Annotated in this window: 11 protein-coding genes and 1 pseudogene; 8 read left to right on the top strand and 4 right to left on the bottom strand. The window is 65.4% G+C overall.

Going from position 1 to position 20,188, the window contains the following annotated elements:
- The first annotated feature begins 778 nt into the window (after nucleotides 1-778).
- Complete coding sequence (locus OG844_RS44445; protein ID WP_406387486.1) at nucleotides 779-1,651, top strand: Bax inhibitor-1/YccA family protein; 873 nt, start codon at nucleotides 779-781, stop codon at nucleotides 1,649-1,651.
- A 671-nt stretch (nucleotides 1,652-2,322) separates the two neighbouring features.
- On the top strand, nucleotides 2,323-3,423 hold the full coding sequence (locus OG844_RS44440; RefSeq protein WP_406387487.1) for a DUF475 domain-containing protein: 1,101 nt from the start codon (nucleotides 2,323-2,325) through the stop codon (nucleotides 3,421-3,423).
- A gap of 779 nt (nucleotides 3,424-4,202) precedes the next feature.
- On the opposite strand, the gene OG844_RS44435 is transcribed toward OG844_RS44440, so the two are convergent.
- Complete coding sequence (locus OG844_RS44435; protein WP_406395954.1) at nucleotides 4,203-4,628, bottom strand: TIGR02611 family protein; 426 nt, start codon at nucleotides 4,626-4,628, stop codon at nucleotides 4,203-4,205.
- A 343-nt stretch (nucleotides 4,629-4,971) separates the two neighbouring features.
- On the opposite strand from OG844_RS44435, the gene pspAA reads away from it, so the two are divergent.
- A complete protein-coding gene (gene pspAA / locus OG844_RS44430) occupies nucleotides 4,972-5,250 on the top strand; it encodes a PspA-associated protein PspAA (protein WP_406387489.1) in 279 nt (92 codons plus the stop codon).
- Between the two features lie 507 nt (nucleotides 5,251-5,757).
- Here the strand turns inward: pspAA and OG844_RS44425 are convergent.
- Both OG844_RS44425 and secY read right to left on the bottom strand, forming a co-directional pair.
- Entirely contained in the window at nucleotides 5,758-6,027 is a 270-nt protein-coding gene (locus OG844_RS44425; protein ID WP_406387490.1) for a hypothetical protein, read from the bottom strand.
- 224 nt (nucleotides 6,028-6,251) lie between these two features.
- A complete protein-coding gene (gene secY, locus OG844_RS44420) occupies nucleotides 6,252-7,562 on the bottom strand; it encodes a preprotein translocase subunit SecY (protein ID WP_406387492.1) in 1,311 nt (436 codons plus the stop codon).
- Nucleotides 7,563-8,860: 1,298 nt separating this feature from the next.
- Here secY and OG844_RS44415 point away from each other — a divergent pair.
- The 4 genes and pseudogenes from OG844_RS44415 to OG844_RS44400 all read left to right on the top strand — a co-directional run bounded on the left by OG844_RS44415 (nucleotide 8,861) and on the right by OG844_RS44400 (nucleotide 17,114).
- On the top strand, nucleotides 8,861-10,357 hold the full coding sequence (locus OG844_RS44415) for a sugar ABC transporter ATP-binding protein (protein ID WP_406395955.1): 1,497 nt from the start codon (nucleotides 8,861-8,863) through the stop codon (nucleotides 10,355-10,357).
- Nucleotides 10,347-12,384: pseudogene (locus OG844_RS44410) on the top strand (substrate-binding domain-containing protein). The gene OG844_RS44415 and the pseudogene OG844_RS44410 overlap by 11 nt, the downstream one beginning before the upstream one ends.
- A gap of 33 nt (nucleotides 12,385-12,417) precedes the next feature.
- Nucleotides 12,418-13,326, top strand: coding sequence for a ribokinase (locus OG844_RS44405; protein WP_406387493.1), 909 nt, complete (start codon nucleotides 12,418-12,420; stop codon nucleotides 13,324-13,326).
- Nucleotides 13,327-14,258: 932 nt separating this feature from the next.
- Nucleotides 14,259-17,114 (top strand): S8 family serine peptidase, encoded by a 2,856-nt coding sequence (locus OG844_RS44400; RefSeq protein WP_406387494.1) that lies wholly within the window; start codon nucleotides 14,259-14,261, stop codon nucleotides 17,112-17,114.
- Nucleotides 17,115-17,726: 612 nt separating this feature from the next.
- On the opposite strand, the gene OG844_RS44395 is transcribed toward OG844_RS44400, so the two are convergent.
- Nucleotides 17,727-18,338 (bottom strand): GPP34 family phosphoprotein, encoded by a 612-nt coding sequence (locus OG844_RS44395; protein ID WP_406387495.1) that lies wholly within the window; start codon nucleotides 18,336-18,338, stop codon nucleotides 17,727-17,729.
- A gap of 491 nt (nucleotides 18,339-18,829) precedes the next feature.
- Here OG844_RS44395 and OG844_RS44390 point away from each other — a divergent pair, with 491 nt between their 5' ends.
- A complete protein-coding gene (locus OG844_RS44390) occupies nucleotides 18,830-19,429 on the top strand; it encodes a GPP34 family phosphoprotein (RefSeq protein ID WP_406387496.1) in 600 nt (199 codons plus the stop codon).
- Nucleotides 19,430-20,188: the final 759 nt, after the last annotated feature.

Raw genomic sequence — 20,188 nt, 5'->3', positions numbered from 1 at the left:
GGGCGCATCTCTACTCTTCGGGTTGCGCACATGGGCCCGGCCCATGAGGGCTGCAGGCGTCCGGGACCTCGTCCTGCAGACCCTCCCTGGTGGGCGGTTCGGTCGTTCCGGGCGCGCACTCACGGCACGGAGGCACTTTCGTCCGTTGCGCCCAGTCTCCCATCGTCGCCTCGTCGTCGCCGCTCAAGAGCCGGCGCACCCGATCGGGCGGACACCCGCAGAGAGCAGTGGCCCCATGGTGCTCGGGGTGGCTCTGGCCTGGGCGCGGTTGGCCCTTTTCTGCGGTGTTCGGCACCGGCCGCTGCAGAAAGGTTCGCCCAGGCCGATGTGCAAGCGCCGAAACAGTCCTGGCCCCGGTGTGCAGCAGGAGGGTGATCGCCTCGCTCCCTAGGGCGCAGGCGTCGTGCCGGAAAAAGGGCTCACCATGTACCTCTTGAGCAGGGTGAGGCCGACGTGGTCTGCCTCGGCGGACAGAGCAGTCCGGCTGCACCCACCACCCGGGAATCCGCCTCTGCGGGACTGCGCGAAAGAGTAGAGACTGGGCGGGTAACCCCGAAAGATGCGGTCTGGAGACAGCGTCTCTTCGTAGCGGCTCACGGATGTGCTCACCGGGCTTCCGAGAGGGTGCGCCGGTAACGAAGCTTCACCGTCTGCAAAGAAATACGAGGCGAAGTCCCGGACAGTCTTCGTAGTGGAGAGGGTTCTCCCCAGAAGCCGGCACCACCCGCCTTGTGTGGGTTGCCCGGCCCAAGGCACCCCCTCGAAAGAGCTGAGTGAGATGAAGAGCTGGAATCCCCTCCTGAAGCCACAAGCGGCAAATCGCCGCAGCGGCTCGTTGGACCTTCAAGAGCGGGCCTCCGGGACGAACGGTGCGCCAGGACGGTCCAATCCGTACGCCAAAACTGTCAGCCTGACCAAGGGCGCATGGGGCAACGACACCGCCCCGTCCGGCACCGCCGGCGTAGCGATGACCATGGACGACGTCGTGGTCCGTACGACAATGACACTCGGTATGGTCGTGCTCGGGGCGGTCTTGTCATGGGTGCTCCTGCCGGTCGACGAGGAGAACCTGAATACGTCGTACGGCATCGCGGTGGGTGCCGCCCTGGTGGCTTTCATCCTCGCCCTCATCCAGGTGTTCACGCCCAAGCCGGTGCCTGCGCTGATCCTCTCCTATGCGGCGTTCGAAGGTGTCTTCCTCGGAGTGATCTCCAGCGCCGTGTCCACCTACATCAGCCCTGGCGTCGTCGTGCAGACGGTGCTGGGCACGATGGCTGTCTTCGCCGGCGTACTCATCGCCTACAAGCTTCGTTGGATCCGCGTCACCAGGCGCTTCTACGGATTCGTCATGGCAGCGGCAGTGGGATTTTTGATCCTGATGCTCGCCAACCTGCTGTTCTCCGCGTTCAGCCGCGGCGACGGGCTCGGTTTCCGCAGTGGCTGGCTCGGCCTGCTGTTCGGTGTCGTCGGAGTGCTCCTCGGGGCAGCGTTTTTGGCGCTGGACTTCCGGCAGGTCGAGGACGGCATCAACGAGGGCGCACCACGGGAGCAGTCCTGGCTCTCCGCTTTCGGCCTCACTTTGTCCCTGGTCTGGATCTACCTTGAGATCCTGCAGTTGCTGAGTTTGATCCAAGGTGACGACTGGACCTGAGCAGGACGGTCTGGACAGATTGCCGCCGCAAGAGGTCCGGGGGCTCACCGCTGGCTGAAGGGCAGGGGCAACTCGCTTCGAGTCACCGCATGCGTGCCCGTAATGCCGGTCCGTCCGAGACTCGCTGACGGTGCTGCCATGGTGTTGCGCCGGGATGCGCTGAGCCTCTCCGCCTTCCAAATCTGTGATCTGGCCGAAGTGCTGCCCGGTCAGGGCCCTGACCGGCAATGCCCGCTACGCCCGACTGCACTTGCACCAGTTCCTCAAGTGGGCGCCACACTGTCACGCCCTTGGGGCACTGGGGTCACAGGCCGAGGGTATGCGTGGGATCGGTTCATGCTGCCGAAGCCCCGTGAAGCTTCGGCCGTCTCGAGCGGCGACGTTGCATCGCCTTCAGCATCGTTGCGGGGCTGGATGGGCCACGGGAAGCACATCCGGCGCGGCGTTCGATTGCAAGCACGGGTTCGCGGGGTGGCTGAGCGGGGTCAGGAAGAGTGAATTCCCACCATGCGCATGCCGCCACTGACGGTCGCACCGACGCAAAAACGAAAGTACAGAGGGCAAGCATCTAAACTGCCGAAATCCGCCCGAAGTTCGCATCATGAAGCTGCGTCAGGCGCGGGATACCGCTCAGCTGCGAAGAATCCGTTACACACACGAAGAGGTAGCCAGTGCTTCTGAAAACCTTCGGCTGGTCGTTCGCGATTACCGCGGCTGGCTTGGTTGCGGCGGTGTTCTACGGTGGGTGGATGGCATTCGGGATCGTCGCGATCCTGTCGGTCCTCGAGATCTCGCTGTCCTTCGACAATGCGGTGATCAACGCCGGAATCCTGAAGAAGATGAGTGCCTTCTGGCAGAAGATCTTCCTCACCGTCGGTGTGCTCATCGCGGTCTTCGGTATGCGGCTGGTCTTCCCCGTCGTGATCGTGGCCATCAGTGCTCAGTTGGGGCCGATCGAGGCAATTGATCTTTCGTTCAACGACCCTGACCGGTACAAGGAACTGGTGACGGACGCGCATCCGTCCATCGCCGCCTTCGGTGGCATGTTCCTGTTGATGATCTTCCTCGACTTCATTTTCGAGGACCGGGACATCCAGTGGCTGCACTGGATCGAGCGTCCGCTCGCGAAGCTCGGCAAGGTCGACATGCTGTCGATCTGCGTCGCGCTGATCGTGCTTCTGATCGCCTCGATCACCGTGGCTACCCATGCGCATCAGCACGGTGGCGGGCACGCGGACAAGGGTGAGACCGTCCTTCTGGCCGGTATCGCAGGTCTGATCACGTATCTCGTGGTCGGTGGCCTCTCCGGGTTCTTCGAGAGCAAGCTCGAGGAGGAGGAAGAGCAAGAAGCAAAAAGGGCCGGGGGCTCTGCCTCCGTGACGGTTGTCGTGGGCAAAGCCGCGTTCTTCATGTTCCTCTACCTCGAGGTGCTCGACGCGTCCTTCTCGTTCGACGGTGTCATCGGCGCCTTCGCCATCACCAACGAGATCGTGCTGATGGCCCTCGGCCTCGGTATCGGTGCCATGTACGTCCGTTCGCTCACCGTGTACCTGGTCCGCCAGGGCACGCTGGACGACTACGTCTACCTGGAGCACGGCGCGCACTACGCGATCGGCGCGCTGTCCATCATCCTGCTCGTCACCATCCAGTACGAGATCAACGAGATCATCACCGGTCTCGTCGGCGTCGTGCTGATCGGCTGGTCCTTCTGGTCCTCGGTGCGGCGCAACAAAGCCCTCGCAGCAGCCAGCGGGGGCCCGGAGACCACCTAGCCGGCCATCTTCCGGGCATGAGGCGGCGCGCGAGACGGACTCTGCCGACCGGACACGACTGCGTCCGGCGTCCGATGCGCGCAGTTTGCACCCGCCCGTGTGGGGCGGGCACTGTTCGCCGGCCCCGGTCCATCTGGGCTCCCTGCCAACCGTGACCGCCGCACTGCGCCGGCTGGGCGCGTATCTGTGGTTGGTCCGGACACTGCTCCAGCGGGTCGATCCGAAGTGAACAGGGCCGGCTCCAGTCGGCTCTTGAGTCGGCGGGAGCTCCGGGCCGCTGAGTTGGCGGCGCTCCTGTGAAGCGCCTGCTCCGGGCGCGCGAAGGAATTGCGGTGGCGGATCCAGGACGATGGGCCGCACATGATTCCCGGGGAGTCAGGCGCCGGGTCGCCGTGGCTGGGGAAGCACAACCCCGTGGCGCTCCAGGCAGTCACTGCTCGGGCGGGACTGAACCGGGCGATCAGGGTTTGGAGCGAGAGGCGGAGCGAGGGCCATACCGCACCAGGCAAACGAATAGGGTTCGGCCAGATAGCCCCACACGTCGCGGCTTCGCAGGTAGGCGTCCCTGGCATTTCGCAGGAAATCAAATATCTTGTGCACCTGCCCAACCCCCTTAGGGAAAACCGTCCCCACCGGACGCGTCCAGCACCAGAAGGAGATACAGAGAGACCGATCCGGCGGCACCAACCGGCTTTGATATTAAACGGTCCTGCGAGCGCACTACGCGTTTGTTGTCCAGCCTCACTGAATCTAAAAGGAGTGCGCGCGGACCTCATCGCTCACCGCAGCATCACGAATCCGTATTCCCATACGGAGAGATAGACGGCGGCAGCAATGAGCACCAGCGCCACCGTCAGGATGATCAGGTTCCTGCGCCGGACTGCGGGATCCCAGGCCTTTTGGGCGGCATCGGTGACCTTACGTTTGACCCACCGCAGCAAGAGCTGGGCCCAGACGAACTCGGTTCCCCAGATACCCACACCAAGGAAGATGACCACCCAGCCGGGGCCGGGCAGGGGCAGCAGCACGATCCCGGCACCGACCACGGCGAGACCGGCGATGAAGACTCCGATCTTCCAGCTTGTGTGCAGCACGCCGGAGCGCTTGATGAAGGAGGGAGCCCGGGATCCCAGGGCCCTGTCTCGCGCATTCTCTTGTGTATCCAGACCGGTCTGGGGAGAACCGTTTTGCAGAGCCTCGGACATGGACGGGCTCAGATGCCCGGTGGCACCGGATTGTTCACTGTTTTCTCCGCTGGATTTCATGCCGCTCAACCTCACCGGACGATGTGCCGCAGTCTGTCAGGATACGCCCACAACCTGGCGCACAACACTCGCCGGAATAGGGGAACTGCCCAAAATATTCGCCGGATACTGCCACCCCTGATTTCATTCGTGTAATTTAGGGCAATGAACGATAGACGCCGGAGGCGTAGTTCTAATTCCCCCCGTCGAGGAGTGGGCATGAAAGGAGTGCCGCGGCATGCGGGCGCTTGGCGTTTCTGGGACTGTGAGCGTCCAGGGGTCGGCAGCGCACCAGGGAGGCAGAATGATCACGAGGATCATGGGGGAAGGGCAGTGGAGGCTGGCAGACGCCCATTTCCCCGAGCTCAACAAGCTGGACGACGAGTTGCTGGCCGAGCTGGAGAGCGGTAACGAGGACGGCTTCCGGCGCACCCTCGTGGCCCTGCTCGATGCGGTGCGTCGGCTGGGGGTTCCGCTCCCCGACGACTTCCTGGAGCCCAGCGAGCTGATTCTTCCGTGCCTCGACGCCTCGATGGACAGCGTCAAGGGGATGCTGAACGACGACGGCCTCATCCCGGGCTGAACGAGCACGCCAGCGGGCGGCACGTACCCGAGAGGGCTGACCGGTCCCACGGGTGATCAGAGCAGCAGCTCCCGGCGCCCGGACGTGGGGCCTGCTTCTTTTGTGCCGGAGCCGGCGGCCAGGGCCCGGCCCGTCTGCTGACTGCCTTCGCACGGCCCCGGCCGGCCTGGCCTGCGGTTGGTGCGGCCGATGCGGTCGCCCCTCTCGTGTCCCCGTGGGGCCGGGGTTACGGGTACACACCTCTGCGGCGATCCGTGCCGCTCGCTCAGCAGGGCAGGAAGTCAGCGGGATGTGTCGGCGGGTCGGCCAAGCAGGCTGCGGCTCTCCGACTCGTTCACCAGGCGAGGTGCGCAGCCGGCCGCTGATCCGCTGAAAGGGAGCGGCTCGGGTCGTTTCCCAGGCAGTGCGCCACTTCGCGGACGCCTGGTCAGGTGTCATACGGGGAACCGGGCTGGGCTGAACGGGTTGCCGCTGCCGCGCAAGGGCCGGGCGCCGCCTTTGACGGCGTCAGCGCCTGTCCCCACGCCAGTCCCACCACTGCGGATCAGTGGCGCGAGGCCCGTACTCGGAGCAACCGCCTGGTCCGTAGGTTCCGTCGTCGGTGGCCAGATCGAGCCCGTTGGCGATTTCCGCTGCGGAGAGGGCGGTGATGTCGATGAGCAGTCCGTCGAGCGGGCCACCGACCAGCTCCCGGTACGCACGACCGGTGTGCGGGGCGGCGCGGGAGTCGTCGGGGTCAGCACGGTAGACCCGACGCTGCTTCATTTCCTCATCCATACACGCATATTCACAGCCCCCTCGAATGCCGGCGACCGATGAACGATGGACCCTGAACGGTTCGGGGTACTGCCAATGCTCGCCTGCGGTGATGGGGCAGTTCGACCGCGAGCGGTCACCCCGTTGGCCGACGCCTGTGGCCTCCCCGCCCAGCAGGGCTGTGCGCGTTCGCCACAGGTCGCATTCTTCCTCGGGTACGTTGCCCGATCCGGGTGAACTCCCGGTCAGCGGAGAAAGCCGGAGTAGTCGTGCTGCTGGAGCTGGCTGGTGATCTGTTTGACGGTCTCCAGACCGACACCCACGATGATCAGAATGCTGATGCCGCTGAGCTGGCTGGCTCCGCCGTAACTCGCGAACGCCACTGTCGGAAGGAGGGAAATAATTCCAAGGTAGAGCGCACCTGGCCACGTCATCCTGTTGATTACATACCCCAGGTATCGCGCAGTCGACTTACCGGCCCGGTAGCCCGGGATGAAGCCGCCATGTTTTTGCATATTCTCCGCGATCTCATCCGGATTGAATGTGATGGAGACGTAGAAGAATGCGAAGAAGACGGTGAGGAGGAAAAAGGTGATGACATAGTAGGGATCGCTGCCCGTGACGAAATTGGATTCGATCCACGCCTTCCATCCGGAGTCGGAACTGGAGAACTGCGCAAGGAGGGCGGGAATGTAGAGCAGCGAGGACGCGAAGATGACGGGGATCACGCCCGCCTGATTGACTTTCAGGGGAATGTAGGTGGACGAGTGGCTGTAGGATTTTCGCCCGATTACTCTCTTGGTGTATTGCACCGGGATACGGCGCTGGGCCTGCTCGACGAACACCACCAGACCTACCAGGACGAAGCCGATGGCCAGCACGCTGGCGAAGTTCACCCAGCCATCGGCGATCTTCCCGTTCTGCTTGATGGCCCACAGAGCGCCCGGCAGCGTGGCGGCGGTGGAGATGAACACGAGGATCGACATACCGTTGCCGACACCACGGTCGGTGATCAGCTCGCCGATCCACATGACGCATGCCGTGCCGGCAGTAATGGCGAGCACCATCATGGCCGTAGTGAAAACTGATTTGTTCGGCACGATGTCCGCTGCAACGGGGCAGCCAGTGAACAGGGCTCCACTGCGTGCTGTGGTCACGAGTCCTGCGCCCTGGAGAAGCGCGAGCCCGATCGTGAGGTAGCGGGTGTACTGCGTTGTCTTGGCCTGCCCGGCCTGACCCTCTTTTTTCAGTGCTTCCAGCCGCGGAATTACAGCGGTGAGCAGCTGAATAATGATACTTGCCGTGATATACGGCAAAATTCCCAGCGCAAAGATGGTGATCTGCAGCAGTGCGCCTCCACTGAACAGATTCAGGAGGCCCAGGAGCTTGCTGTTGTCGGCCTCCACTGCGTCGATACAGGTCTGCACATTCGGGTAGCTGACACCGGGGATCGGGACATGTGCCCCGAAACGGAAAATGATGATCATGCCGAGCGTGAAAAGTATCTTCTTACGCAGGTCAGGGGTCGTGAAGGCCTTGACGAACACGGTGAACAAAGCGCCTCCTTCGCTCCTGCTTCAGCAATGCAGAGGCGATTGTCTCGAAAGATGCTGAATCATCGGTGCAGAAGCGCTTCACCGTAAGAGCACGATCGCCGAGTCCTCCAGGAGGCGTCCCGTGCCCGGCCCGGCAACACAACAGACTCCCGGTGCGAGCGTGCCACGCCCCCAGCCCTCTCACGACTCGGCGATACCAGGCTGTCGGCGCCGCCACCGCGCTTGTCACACGGCAGTCGGTCCGGGAGAGCTGTTTGAGGGTTTAGGCCGTTCGCGCCGTGATGCGTCAGGCAGCGGGGCGGACAGTCGCTCTGCCGGGGCGTCACTTGCTGCGGAGGCGAGCAGGAGACGTCGCTTGCGGGTCCGGATTCGACCAGCTGCTCCGGCTTTCCCGAGTCCGGGTACCGCAGGACCGTGGGCCCGGGCGGAATGGCGTGGGGAGTCCGGCCCCGGAGGGCCGCATACAGGGTGAGTACGGCCGGGCCGAAACGCGAAACGGCCGGGACTGGGGCACCGTCGGCAACCGCAGCGGCCGAATGCAGGCCGGTGTGCGTCGAGGTATTGGACGCCCGGTGAGCCGGTACCCGGCCGCTGCACGTCGAGCAATGCGCGCCCGAGCTGATCTTCGGCACGTCGCGGTCGACTGCCGTCCCGCTCGCTGGCCCCCGGCGCCCGGGTGCGCGTCGCCCGCACGACTGGGTCGGCGCCTGCCGGACCAGCCTCGGTCACCAAGGTGGCCCGGCGGGACCCAGTGTCTTTGGCTGCGGAGGTCGTGAGATGCAGCTCACTGTCCCCGATGGATTGGTTTGACGGAAATAGCCGTTACCTCCTTAACAGGTTATCGACTCCGGACGGCAACGGGCTGCACTGCATGACCGGCCGTTAGAGGCACCGCACCAGTGCGGCGTTGGGATCTCACTTCTTGGCCGGAGCCCTTTCGACCCCTTCATGTAATCGATTCCATAGGAGGTGAATCATGGAGAGCCGACTGACGGTGCTCAGTCCGCCCGCAGCCGCACCCGGCAGCGGGCAGGCCGGAACACTCCGTGGTGCACTCGCGTATGCGAACCATGCGCGGCCGGGCATGTGCACCGGTCCGGCCGGCTTCCGTGCCGGCAGCGGGCGCCGGTTCACCGACAGCATCACGCCTGCCGGGCAGCGGGTCCGCGTGCCCGCCTTCGGGCTCCGGGGCCGGCCGGTGCAGGCCCTTTCCCTTTACGTCCGTACTCCGTGGGCGGGCGCCTCTGCGGAAGCGAAGGGGGCCCCCGGTGAACAGCAGTAGCCCCGTGCTCCTGCGCATGGAGGGTGTACGCAAGGTCTTCCCTGGCGTTGTGGCACTGGACAAGGTCGACTTCGAGCTCCGCCGTGGCGAGGTCCACGTCCTGCTGGGCGAGAACGGCGCGGGCAAGAGCACCTTGATCAAGATGCTTTCCGGCGCCTACCGCCCTGACGCCGGGCGTGTCCTGCTCGAGGACCGGGAGGTCCGCATCCACGGTGCGCAGGATGCCGAGAAGCTCAAGATCGCCACGATCTACCAGGAGTTCAACCTCGTCCCCGCACTGAGCGTCGCGGAGAACATCTTCCTGGGCCGTCAGCCCCGCCGCTTCGGGCTGCTCGACCGCAAGAAGATGAACGCCGACGCAGCTCTGCTGCTGGCGCGCGTGGGGGTGGACGTCGATCCCCGCACGCCCGTCGGTGAGCTGGGCATCGCCCGCATGCAGATGGTGGAGATAGCCAAGGCCCTGAGCCTGGACGCCCGCATCCTGATCATGGACGAGCCGACCGCGGTGCTCACCAGCGACGAGGTCGCCAAGCTTTTCCGCATCGTGCGCAGCCTGCGGGCGGACGGTGTCGGCATCATCTTCATCACCCACCACCTCGAGGAAATCGCAGCGGTCGGCGACCGCGTGACGATTCTGCGCGATGGGGCGAGTGTGGACCGGGTCCCGGCAGACACACCCGAGGACGAACTGGTCCGGCTGATGGTGGGACGCAGCATCGAGCAGCAGTACCCGCGCGCCCGCAGCGAGGCCGGCCCGCCGCTGCTGCGCGTGCGCGGGCTTTCCCGCAGCGGCATCTTTCAGGAGATCGACTTCGACGTGCGGGCCGGTGAGGTCGTCGGGCTGGCCGGCCTCGTGGGGGCCGGGCGCACCGAGCTCGTCCGGGCCGTCTTCGGAGCCGACCCCTACGACTTCGGACTTGTCGAGGTCCAGGGCAAGCGCCTGCCGGGCCACGACATCAATGCAGCCATGGACGCCGGCCTCGGCCTGGTCCCCGAGGACCGCAAAGGACAGGGCCTTCTCCTGGAGGCCAGCGTCCAGGAGAACCTCGGACTCGTCACCTTGCACCGCTCCACCCGGTTCGGGTTCATCGACCGGGCAGGCCAGCACGGGGCCGCCCAGCAGATCGCCGAACAGCTCAAGGTCCGGATGGCCGGCCTGCACCAGCACGTGGGCACCCTCTCCGGCGGCAACCAGCAAAAGGTCGTCATCGGCAAATGGCTGCTTGCCGACACCAAGGTCCTGATCCTCGACGAGCCGACCCGCGGCATCGACGTTGGCGCGAAAGTCGAGATCTATCAGCTCATCAACGAACTGACGGCCTCCGGGCACGCCGTGCTGATGATCTCCAGCGACCTGCCCGAGGTCCTGGGCATGAGCGACCGCGTCCTGGTCATGGCCCAGGGCCGCATCGCCGGTGAACTGCCCGCCCACGAAGCCACTCAGGACGCCGTCATGGCACTCGCCGTCGGCACCAGGCCCTTTACCGATACGGAGCACTCCCGTGGCCACTGACACCCTCAAACCCAGCAGGAAGGCCGGCCGCGGCGCGGCCACAGTGCGTCAACTGCTCCTCAACAACGGTGCCCTGACCGCGCTGATCGGCCTGACCGTGGCCCTGTCCCTGCTGTCCGGGGACTTTTTGACCACGACGAACCTCCTCAACGTGGGCGTCCAGGCTGCCGTCGTCGCGATCCTGGCCCTCGGTGTCACCTTCGTCATCGTCTCCGCCGGCATCGACCTGTCCGTCGGCTCGGTCGCCGCCCTGTCCGCAACCGTCCTGGCCTGGACCGCGACGTCCGCGGGCCTGCCCATCTGGCTCGCACTCCTCATCGCCGTAGCCACAGGCATAGCCAGCGGCCTGATCAGCGGCATGCTGATCGCCTACGGAAAATTGCCGCCCTTCATCGCCACCCTTGCGATGCTCTCCATCGCCCGGGGTCTGACCCTGGTCATTTCCCAGGGCAGTCCCATCGCCTTCCCCGACTCCCTCTCCCACCTCGGTGACACCATCGGAGGTTGGCTGCCGGTACCCGTCCTCGTGATGATCGCAGCCGTCGTCATCACGGCCGTGGTTCTCAGGCGCACTTACATCGGCCGCTCCATGTACGCGATTGGAGGGAACGAGGAAGCAGCCCGCCTCTCCGGGATCCGCGTCCAGCGCAAGAAGATCATCATCTACGCGCTGTCGGGACTGTTCGCCGCTGTCGCGGGAATCGTCCTGGCCTCACGGCTCTCCTCCGCCCAGCCGCAGGGAGCCATCGGCTACGAACTCGACGCCATCGCGGCAGTCGTCATCGGCGGCGCCAGCCTGGCCGGAGGCGTCGGCAAAGCCACCGGCACCCTCATCGGCGCGCTGATCCTCGCGGTCCTACGCAACGGTCTCAATCTCCTGTCCGTCTCCGCGTTCTGGCAGCAAGTCGTCATCGGCGTCGTCATCGCCCTCGCCGTCCTGCTCGACACTCTGCGCCGCCGGACCTGATATCCCCGCGGACACGCTCCGCCCGGCGCCTGCCATCGGTTCGTTCCGGCCGGAGCGAACCGTCTGCTCCGGCTCCCCCATCCCTAATCGGCCCACCCTTTTTCCGAACCTGCAAGGAACTCTCATGCGCATCAAAACCGTCAGTGCTGTGGTCGTCTCGGTCGCGGTGGCAGGGCTCGTCGTCACCGCCTGTGGCCCCGGCTCCTCCTCTTCCTCCTCCGACGTGAACGTGGGCCTGTCGATCTCCACCCTCAACAACCCCTTCTTCGTCCAGCTGAAGGAAGGCGCCCAGGCCGAAGCGAAGACCCAGAGCATCAAGCTGACCGTGACGGACGCCCAGAACGACGCTTCCCAGCAGGCCAACCAGCTGCAGAACTTCGTCAGCCAGAACAACGAGTCGATCATCGTCAACCCGGTGGACTCCGACGCCTCGGGCCCCTCGGTCAAGGCCGCCAACCGGGCAGATATCCCGGTCGTCGCTGCCGACCGCGGCGTGAACAAGGCCGAACTGGCCACCACCGTCGCCTCCGACAACGTCGGAGGCGGCAGGCTCGCCGCGAAGACACTGGCCGACTCGCTGGGCGGCAAGGGCACCGTCCTGGTCCTCCAGGGCACCGCCGGCACCTCCGCCGCACGAGAACGCGGCCAGGGCTTCGCCGAAGGCATCAAGGCCTACCCCGGCATTGATGTCGTCGCCCAGCAGAGCGCCGACTTCGACCGTGCCAAAGCGCTCGATGTCACCACCAACCTGCTCCAGGCACACAGGAACGTGAACGGTGTCTTCGCTCAGAACGACGAAATGGCACTCGGCGCGGTCAAGGCCCTGAGCAGCAAGGCCGGTGCCCAGGTGAAGGTTGTCGGCTTCGACGGCACGCCCGACGGCCTCACCGCCGTCAAGGCCGGCACCCTGCACGCCTCCATCGCCCAGCAGCCCAAGGAACTGGGCAAACTCGCCGTCCGCAACGCAGTCAAAGCCGCTGCGGGCGACAAGCTCGACAACACCGTCAAGGTGCCCGTGAAGGTCGTCACGAAGCAGAACGTCGCCGCTTTCACCTCCTGACCACCCTCACTGCCCCTGGAAGGGAGCACCACGGTGTATCGCTACGACGTGCTGGTCATCGGCTCGGCGAACGCCGACCTGATGATCAGCGTCGACCGCCGGCCAGCCGCCGGCGAGACCGTCCTCGGCTCCGATCTGGTTACCCTCCCCGGTGGCAAGGGGGCCAACCAGGCCGTCGCCGCCGCCCGCCTCGGCGCCCGCACAGCTCTCCTCGCCCGCGTAGGCAACGACGCACACGGACGTCTACTCATCGACTCCCTGGCCACTGCCGGTGTCGTCACTCCCGCAATCCGGACCGACAGCGCCCCCACCGGCGTTGCCCTGATCACCACAGACCCGACCGGCGACAACAGCATCGTGGTCTCCCCCGGGGCCAACGGCCGGTTCGGGCCAGCCGACGCAACACGGATCCTGGCCCTGTCGGGCCGGGCCCGGGTCGTCTCGCTGCAGTTGGAAATCCCCGTGGAAACAGTGATCGCCACCGCAGCAGCCGCGTCGGCGTCCGGGGCTCGGATCGTAATGAACCCCTCACCACCCCAACCTCTTCCGCCTAGCACACTCGCTCTGTGCGACCCCCTGGTCGTCAATGAACACGAGGCGGTCCACCTGCTGGGCGACATCGGCCGAGGCGACAGCGGTCCCGAACAATGGGCAGCCCAACTGCTCGCCATGGGACCGCGCTCCGTCGTCATCACCCTCGGCTCCGCCGGCGCCCTGGTGGCCGATGCCAAGGGCACCGTCCGGGTACCGGGTCTGCCCGTCCAAGCAGTGGACACCACCGGCGCCGGAGACGCGTTCACCGGAGCGCTCTCATGGCGGCTCGCCCAGAACGACAGCCTGGCCACAGCCGCACGCTTCGCTGTCCGCGTCGCCGCCTACGCCGTCACCCGACGTGGAACACAACTGTCCTACCCCACCCTTGAGCAACTACGTGATCTCTGACAGAGCCCACAGTTCCTCCTGGGGGGACGGTGCGGGCTGGGGGACGGGATAAAGAGATACAGGGCTTGGGAGCGGTAGAGGGGCCGAGGCCAGTAGGTACCAGGGGGGCGGTTGATGCTGCCTGTGTCACTGCTCGCGGTACCGGACAGCTTCCGTTCTAGTGGTCGTCGCAACACCCAGCCCAGGGGATGCGATGGAGTTCGAAGTCCGGAAGGTCCGGGCGGAGTAGGACCTGTGCCATGGCTGCCTGGCGAACTCGACTGTGAGGCGAGACAGGTGCTCGGTCGGGGCACGTGGTCGATCGATACCACCTGCGGAGACCGGATCGGGATGATCGAGAGCAAGGTGCGCGACGCTTCCTTCGCGGTGATGTCCGGCAAGCCTGACCCAGTCGGCAGTGGCCCACATTGGGCACTACCGCGACCACGTCACCGGTGACAGTTCGTTGCGGAGTACTCCGCATGGTCTGGCCGCCGGGGTTCGCTGGTGTTCCCCCCTCTGACGTGTGCGGAAGCGACGTCAGTCCTCGCGGCGCGGCCGGCGGCCGGTTGCTCCGGGGTGCACGCGTGTCCGGACTTGGTGGGATACCGGTTGGGGCGGGCAGCCGTGGCGAGTTGTCGTGTTTGGGCCATGGCCAAAGGCGTCACATCTGCATCTGGACCTAGTCGGCGCCAAGGCCTTCACTTTCGAGTCGTGAAGATCATGACGGGAAAAGCAGTTGGGCACCGCCCCTCGGCCACCCGGTGTTCGGTCTCGCACGTTGTGCTGCCCTGTTGCACCTCATCTCCTTCTGGAGGACGAACGTGGCCTTGATGTCACGCAGAAGATCAGCCGCCGCAGGCGCGGTTGCGGTAGTGGCCGCTCTCGCCTTGGTACCCCTCTCCCCCGTCCACGCCGCCCCTGGTCCGGACACTGCGCCCACACCGGTCGCGGTGAACGGCTCACCGGGGCCCGGCCGCTATATCGTCACCCTCGCCGACCCTGCAATATCCGTCTACCGGGGCGAGGTCGCAGGCATACCTGCCCGGGCCTCGGGCGGGGGCGGTGCGCTGGACCTCACCAACGAGAGCACCGCCCGATACCGCAAGCACCTCGTGGCCGCGCACCGGGCCACGGCCGCTTCGGTAGGGGCGGAGATCGAGCAGCAGTACACGGCTGCGACCAACGGGTTCGTCGCCGATCTGTCCATCACACAGGTGGCCCGGCTGCACCAGGACCGGCGTGTCCTTTCGGTCGAGCCGGACGCCGAGCACCGCACGACGGATGACCGTAACTCCGTGGACTTCCTCGGCCTGTCGGGGCGCGGTGGGGTGTGGTCCGAACTGGGCGGCACGCGCGCTGCCGGCAAAGGTGTCGTCGTCGGGGTGATCGACACCGGGATCTGGCCTGAGAGCCGCTCGTTCACCGGAACCCGCCTCGGTGCGACGCCACCCCCGGTCAAGGACCCCTTCCGGCCCTACCGCAAGGGCGAAAGCATCGTGATGCGGAAGGCGGACGGCGGCACCTTCACCGGTACCTGCCAGAGCGGTGAAGAATTCACCGCCGATCTCTGCAACACCAAGCTGGTCAGCGCCCGCTCCTTCGGCGACAGCTGGCTCATGGCGGCGACGGATCAGGAGCGGGAGGCGGAGTACCTCTCCCCGCGCGACCTCGTCGGGCACGGCACGCACACCGCTTCCACCGCAGCGGGCCGAAGCGGCGTCGACGTCCGCCTTCAGGGACGCAACTTCGGTGAGATCTCGGGAGTGGCGCCCGGCGCCGCCGTCGCCTCCTACAAGGCACTGTGGGGAGGTGTGGGGATGTCCTCCGACATCGTCGCGGCGATCGACCAGGCCGTGGCCGATGGGGTCGACGTCCTCAACTACTCGGTGGGCACCTTCGCGGAGAGCCACCCCGACAACGTGGTCCAGCAGGCGTTCCGTAACGCCGCCGCTTCGGGGATCTTCATTGCCGCATCGGCCGGCAACCAGGGACCGGCGTCATCCTCGATCGACAACTCCACGCCGTGGCTGACCACCGTGGCCGCGAGCAGCGCGGCACCCTATGAGTCCTCGCTGCGGCTCGGCAACGGACGCATCCACGTCGGGGGCAGCGTCTCGGTCAACGCACCCCTAGGGCCGAAGCCTCTCGTCCTGGCCGAGGACGTGAAACGTGCCGACGCTTCCCAGGGCCAAGCATCGGCTTGCATCGCCGGCACTCTGGATCCTTCGAAGGCCAAGGGATTGGTCGTCGTCTGCGACAGGGGTGTCAACGGCCGCATGGACAAGTCCCAGGAAGTCCTGCGTGCGGGCGGCGCCGGGATGATCCTGGCGAACTTCTCCCAGGATTCCACCGACTGGGACCTGCATCCGGTCCCCACCGTCCACGTCGAGCACGCCGCAGCCGCTGCCATCCGCACCTACGCCCGGACCTTGAACGCGACAGTCACCCTGCTGCCGGGAGGATCATCGAACCGACCTTATCCCCAGGTCGCTTCCTTTTCGTCGAGAGGCCCCTCGGCACGCAACCACGGTGACCTCCTCAAGCCCGACATCGCTGCCCCGGGCGTGGGTATCCTCGCCGCTGTCGCACCCGGGTCCAACCACAGCATGAAGTTCGACTTCCTGTCCGGCACCTCCATGGCAGCCCCGCACATCGCCGGGCTGGCAGCCCTGCACCTCGCCCGGCATCCCCGCTGGTCCCCGATGGCTGTGAAGTCAGCCATGATGACCACGACCACCCCCACCAAGACCGCCGCCGGCACACCCAGCACCGACGCCTTCGCACAGGGCGCCGGTCACGTGCGGCCCACCCGGATGCTCACTCCCGGCCTCATCTACGACTCCGCGGAACACGACTGGCTGGGCTACCTCGAAGGCCTGGGCACCGACACCGGCACCGATACACCGCCCATCGCCGCCAGTGACCTGAACTACCCCACGATCGCGATCGGGAAAATGGTCGGCACACAGACCATCACCCGCACCGTCACCGCGACCACCCCGGGCACCTACCGGGCCTCCACCGACCTGCCCGGCATCACCGCCACGGTCAAGCCCGCTGTGCTGCACTTCTCCAAGGCCGGCCAGAAGGCCACCTTCACCGTCACCTTCCGCCAGACGAAGGCGAAGACAGGCCGCACCGTGACCGGCGCCCTGACCTGGAGCAGCCACCGGGCTGCCGTGCAAAGCACCATCGTCATCACACCGTGGAGCGTCCTCGCCGCGCCCGTCGCAGCAGGACCGGCAGGCACGGGCAGTACCTCCTTCCAGGTCACCCCAGGCGCCGGTCCCATTACTGCGACCGCCCTCGGACCCGTCACCGGCACTCCCCTCAAGGACACACTCACATCGCAAAAGACCGACCAGGGGTTCCGGTTCACCGTCACCGAGAAGGACGAAGCCGTCCAGTTCTTCGCCACCTGCAGCAACCCCGATGACGAGGTGGCGCTCCTCGTCGTCAGAGAGCGTGAAAACGGCGAACCAGCCGAGATCGTTGGCAACACCGCCTGGCTGCCCGAACACCGCCCTGTCGTCAGCGTGACGAATCTGCAGCCCGGAACCTATACCGCCTACGTCGTGTCCCTGTCCGACAAGGACATTCCCTTCACCTTCCAGGCCAACTTCGTCGGCCCGCACACCTCGCCGGCACCACCGCATACTTTCCGGGTCACCACCCCACCCACCCACACCCAGCCCGGAACGCCCTTCAACCTGACAGCGACCTGGAACAACATCCCCACCGACCGCCCGGCCACCGGATACATCAGCTACCCCCAAGGAGCCGGAACCCTCATCACCATCGGCTAACGGTCACCACCCCAACACCCCGCCACGAGAACTAGGGTGACCACTCCCCCTGCCCCCCGGGGGCAGGGGGACAAACGGCAGAAGCACGATCAAGAGCGGGAGTTGCGGACACGGCAAGGAAGAGGTTGTTTCGTATCTCGTAGCAGTTCCCCAGTCGCTGCAGTCGCGGAACATCGGAAGGTCCGTTCGGCGTCCCGTTGGGTCGCTCCCGCCGGAGCGGTGGGTTGTGGTGTCTTCGCTGGCGATCGCGGTGTAATGAACGCGGGCTCACAGAAGGTGGCGGTGCATACCGGTACCTCGGTCGGCGAACAGCGAGCCGGGCCGGTTCCTCAGTCTCCCGCGCATACTGCGGATCCGGGTATCGCGTCCAGCAAGGGCATCAGTCGCGTGACGTTGTCATGGATCCCCGCTGGTCAGCGGGTCGGGCCGGTCTACAAGCAGGTGGCGCCCCTGACGGGTTCGCGCGGCCGAGGCGTAGGTTCGAAGTGAGCCCCCTTGAGGGCTCGACATGTGAGCGCACTGCCGCTAATCCATGTCCAGTAGGCCCACAGTGCCGCTGTCGCCTCGCCGACCAAACTGACGATGCCTCAGGCACCGTGATGTCATGGGTTGTTAGCCGACATAGCTATCCCATAGACCATCCAGCTTGGCCTGCGTGATGATGCTTTCCTCCCTCTCGGCTGCCAGTCCCGCCAGCGCCTCCTCAACAGCTGACAGCACGGCCGCCACGGCTTCATCTGTTTCGGCGGCGGAGCGATGAGGCTGCTCCGTGCGGATCCCGACAGAGGCTGCCAGGGCCACAAGGACGGGCTCGGCTGAAGCCCAGCGCTCCAATGCCTGGCGGTGGGCGGGAGAGTCAACAAGAACGACCTCACGGCTTCGGAGGGGGTGCCCACGAGGACGTCTCCGAGTGGCCAAGTCTTCCGTCTCAAGAGCGGCTGTATAGCGCTCCACGAGCATGTCTTCCCTGTTCCCTAGCCAGTCGCTGACCAGCTGGTATGGCTCCGTCAGGTGCAGCGACTCCATAGCCTGCTGCAGGCAGTGGTCATCAGGCACAGCCTGCCGGCCAGGCACGAGGTATCCGTTGTCCAAGCCGATTGCCTTGGCCTCCAACAAGTCGATCAGCTCGGCACCCGCAAGCGCGACCGATAGGTCAGCTGGATCTACCCGGCGGGTGGATGTCTCATCCATGGTGATCATCAGTAGGTTCTGGGGTGTAGTCATGAGTTCACATCCAAGCCGCGCCAACGACGAGTCGTGGGCATTCCGGTAATTCCGCCGGGTGCGTGCTAATCCGTCAAGAGGAGGCTTGGTGTGAGAACTGCCAGGCTGGCTCTGAGTGGCTGCACCTTCCCCTGCCCAATACGGTTAGTCCTGATCTCTTATGCTCTACACCACCTCAGGGAATTAAGCGACCGCTGGCACTGCGGCAGAAATCGTAATTCGCAGTCGCACGAGCTAACCCCGATTACGTCCGCGGGAATCGCCGCTGACTGCTGCGACAGCAGGTAAACCCGACACCCATAGGTTCCGCAGCCGCAGAACCTATGGACACAGTGATCAGTGATACTGAAAGTACCGGAGATCCGTGTGTCCTTGGCGCGGGTGACCGCTTCCCGGCCCCGGGGGCACGGGGGTGTTGCCCTCCGTCGCACCTCGGGCTTCGGACTGGCCAGTGGCGGTATTTCGCTGTCACCGAACCGAGGGAGTCGTTCATGACTACAGCGAAAGACCTGTTCATGATCGCCATAGACCTTGGGCCCAATCCCTCCGTGAGGCAAGGCGACCTTTCGCTCGCGCTCGCTGGAGCAGAGCTGATCGACCTCATCGAAGCAGAAGCCGTCACCTTGGATGACAATCTCATCGCTTCGAACTCGCAGCACCCACTCGATGATCACTTTTTGCGCGAGGCATCATCGGCTCTCACAGGTCAGGCGGAGCACGTCGAGGACTGGCTTTGGCGGCGAGGACGTGACCTCTCCGCCGCGTACCAAGGTGCCCTTGAGGAAATTGGTCAGCTGAAACAAGCACGGCACAGCCGATTTTCCTTGAGGGCCGCACGCCTGGAACTGGTCGATACGCCCGATCGCCGCGGAGCCACGAGCCGCTGGAACAGTGATGAGCCCGTTCTCGTCGCCCTGGCAGCGGCTGCCGGGATCGACAGGTCGCGGTCCGTGGACGGATCAATCCTTGAGAACGAGGCCGTGACGACCGTGCTGGACGCCGTCCACAATGCAGTGATGGAGCTTGAAGCTGAACGCCAGAAGCGGACGATCGAGAATGAAGCGTTCGACAACGTCTGGCGACTTCCCTGACGCCCTGCCAGGAACATTTGCCAACAGACCGGCAAGTCCCTCTCGCTTACCGTAAGTGCGGGTACTGAGGGGAACTCGCCCTCTGCAACTGGGAGACAGGGGGCTCAAGTGGTCGGCTTGCGCGAACACCCGGCGCGTGGCTGACGGTTACTTTGTCCACGCGGCCACCGTTGCCGCGGGGCGTCCAAGCAGCCACGAGGCTCCCAGGAGCATTTCAGCAGGCCTGACCTTCGTAAGCCTTGGGCTATGGGGAGTGCGACGCTCTTGATGTGACAGCAATGCCCGCGAGGGCACAGCCCTTCTGGGTGGGCTGTGTCCCTGGTTTGAGTCAGCGCAGCCTCGGTAGGAATGCGGACCTCCCAGCGCGCTGAGGGGGCTGACTCGTTCCGCCAGAGCGGAAACCCGGCTGGTCGGCCAGGCTAAATACCCGCTCTTCCGCGTGATCCCGCAAAAAATCTGGCGCCTCTGGTCGGTTCCCCCTGTCTTCTCTTGGGCAGTGACGGTACTCAAGCCCCGTTCCATGGTGTCTCTGGGCCGGGAGACACCATGCCCTGAAGTGTCAAGCACGGAAGGCAGAATTCTGGCGGCACCGGGGGCCCTGCTTGTGGAAGCCCGGACGACGTTGGCGGCAGAGAAACTCTGCTTAGCCATCCTGGTTCCGTGCCGCCAGGCGGTACTTCGCCGCCCTCCCCTGCGCCTCGGAGCGTCACAGACCACGCCCGTGATGCAGTTCGTCGCCGCCGAGGGCCTTCTCGTGTC

The sequence above is a fragment of the Streptomyces sp. NBC_00887 genome (assembly GCF_045207585.1).
Note: the sequence above shows the minus strand (reverse complement) of the source record. Positions and strands in the feature narration are given on the sequence as shown.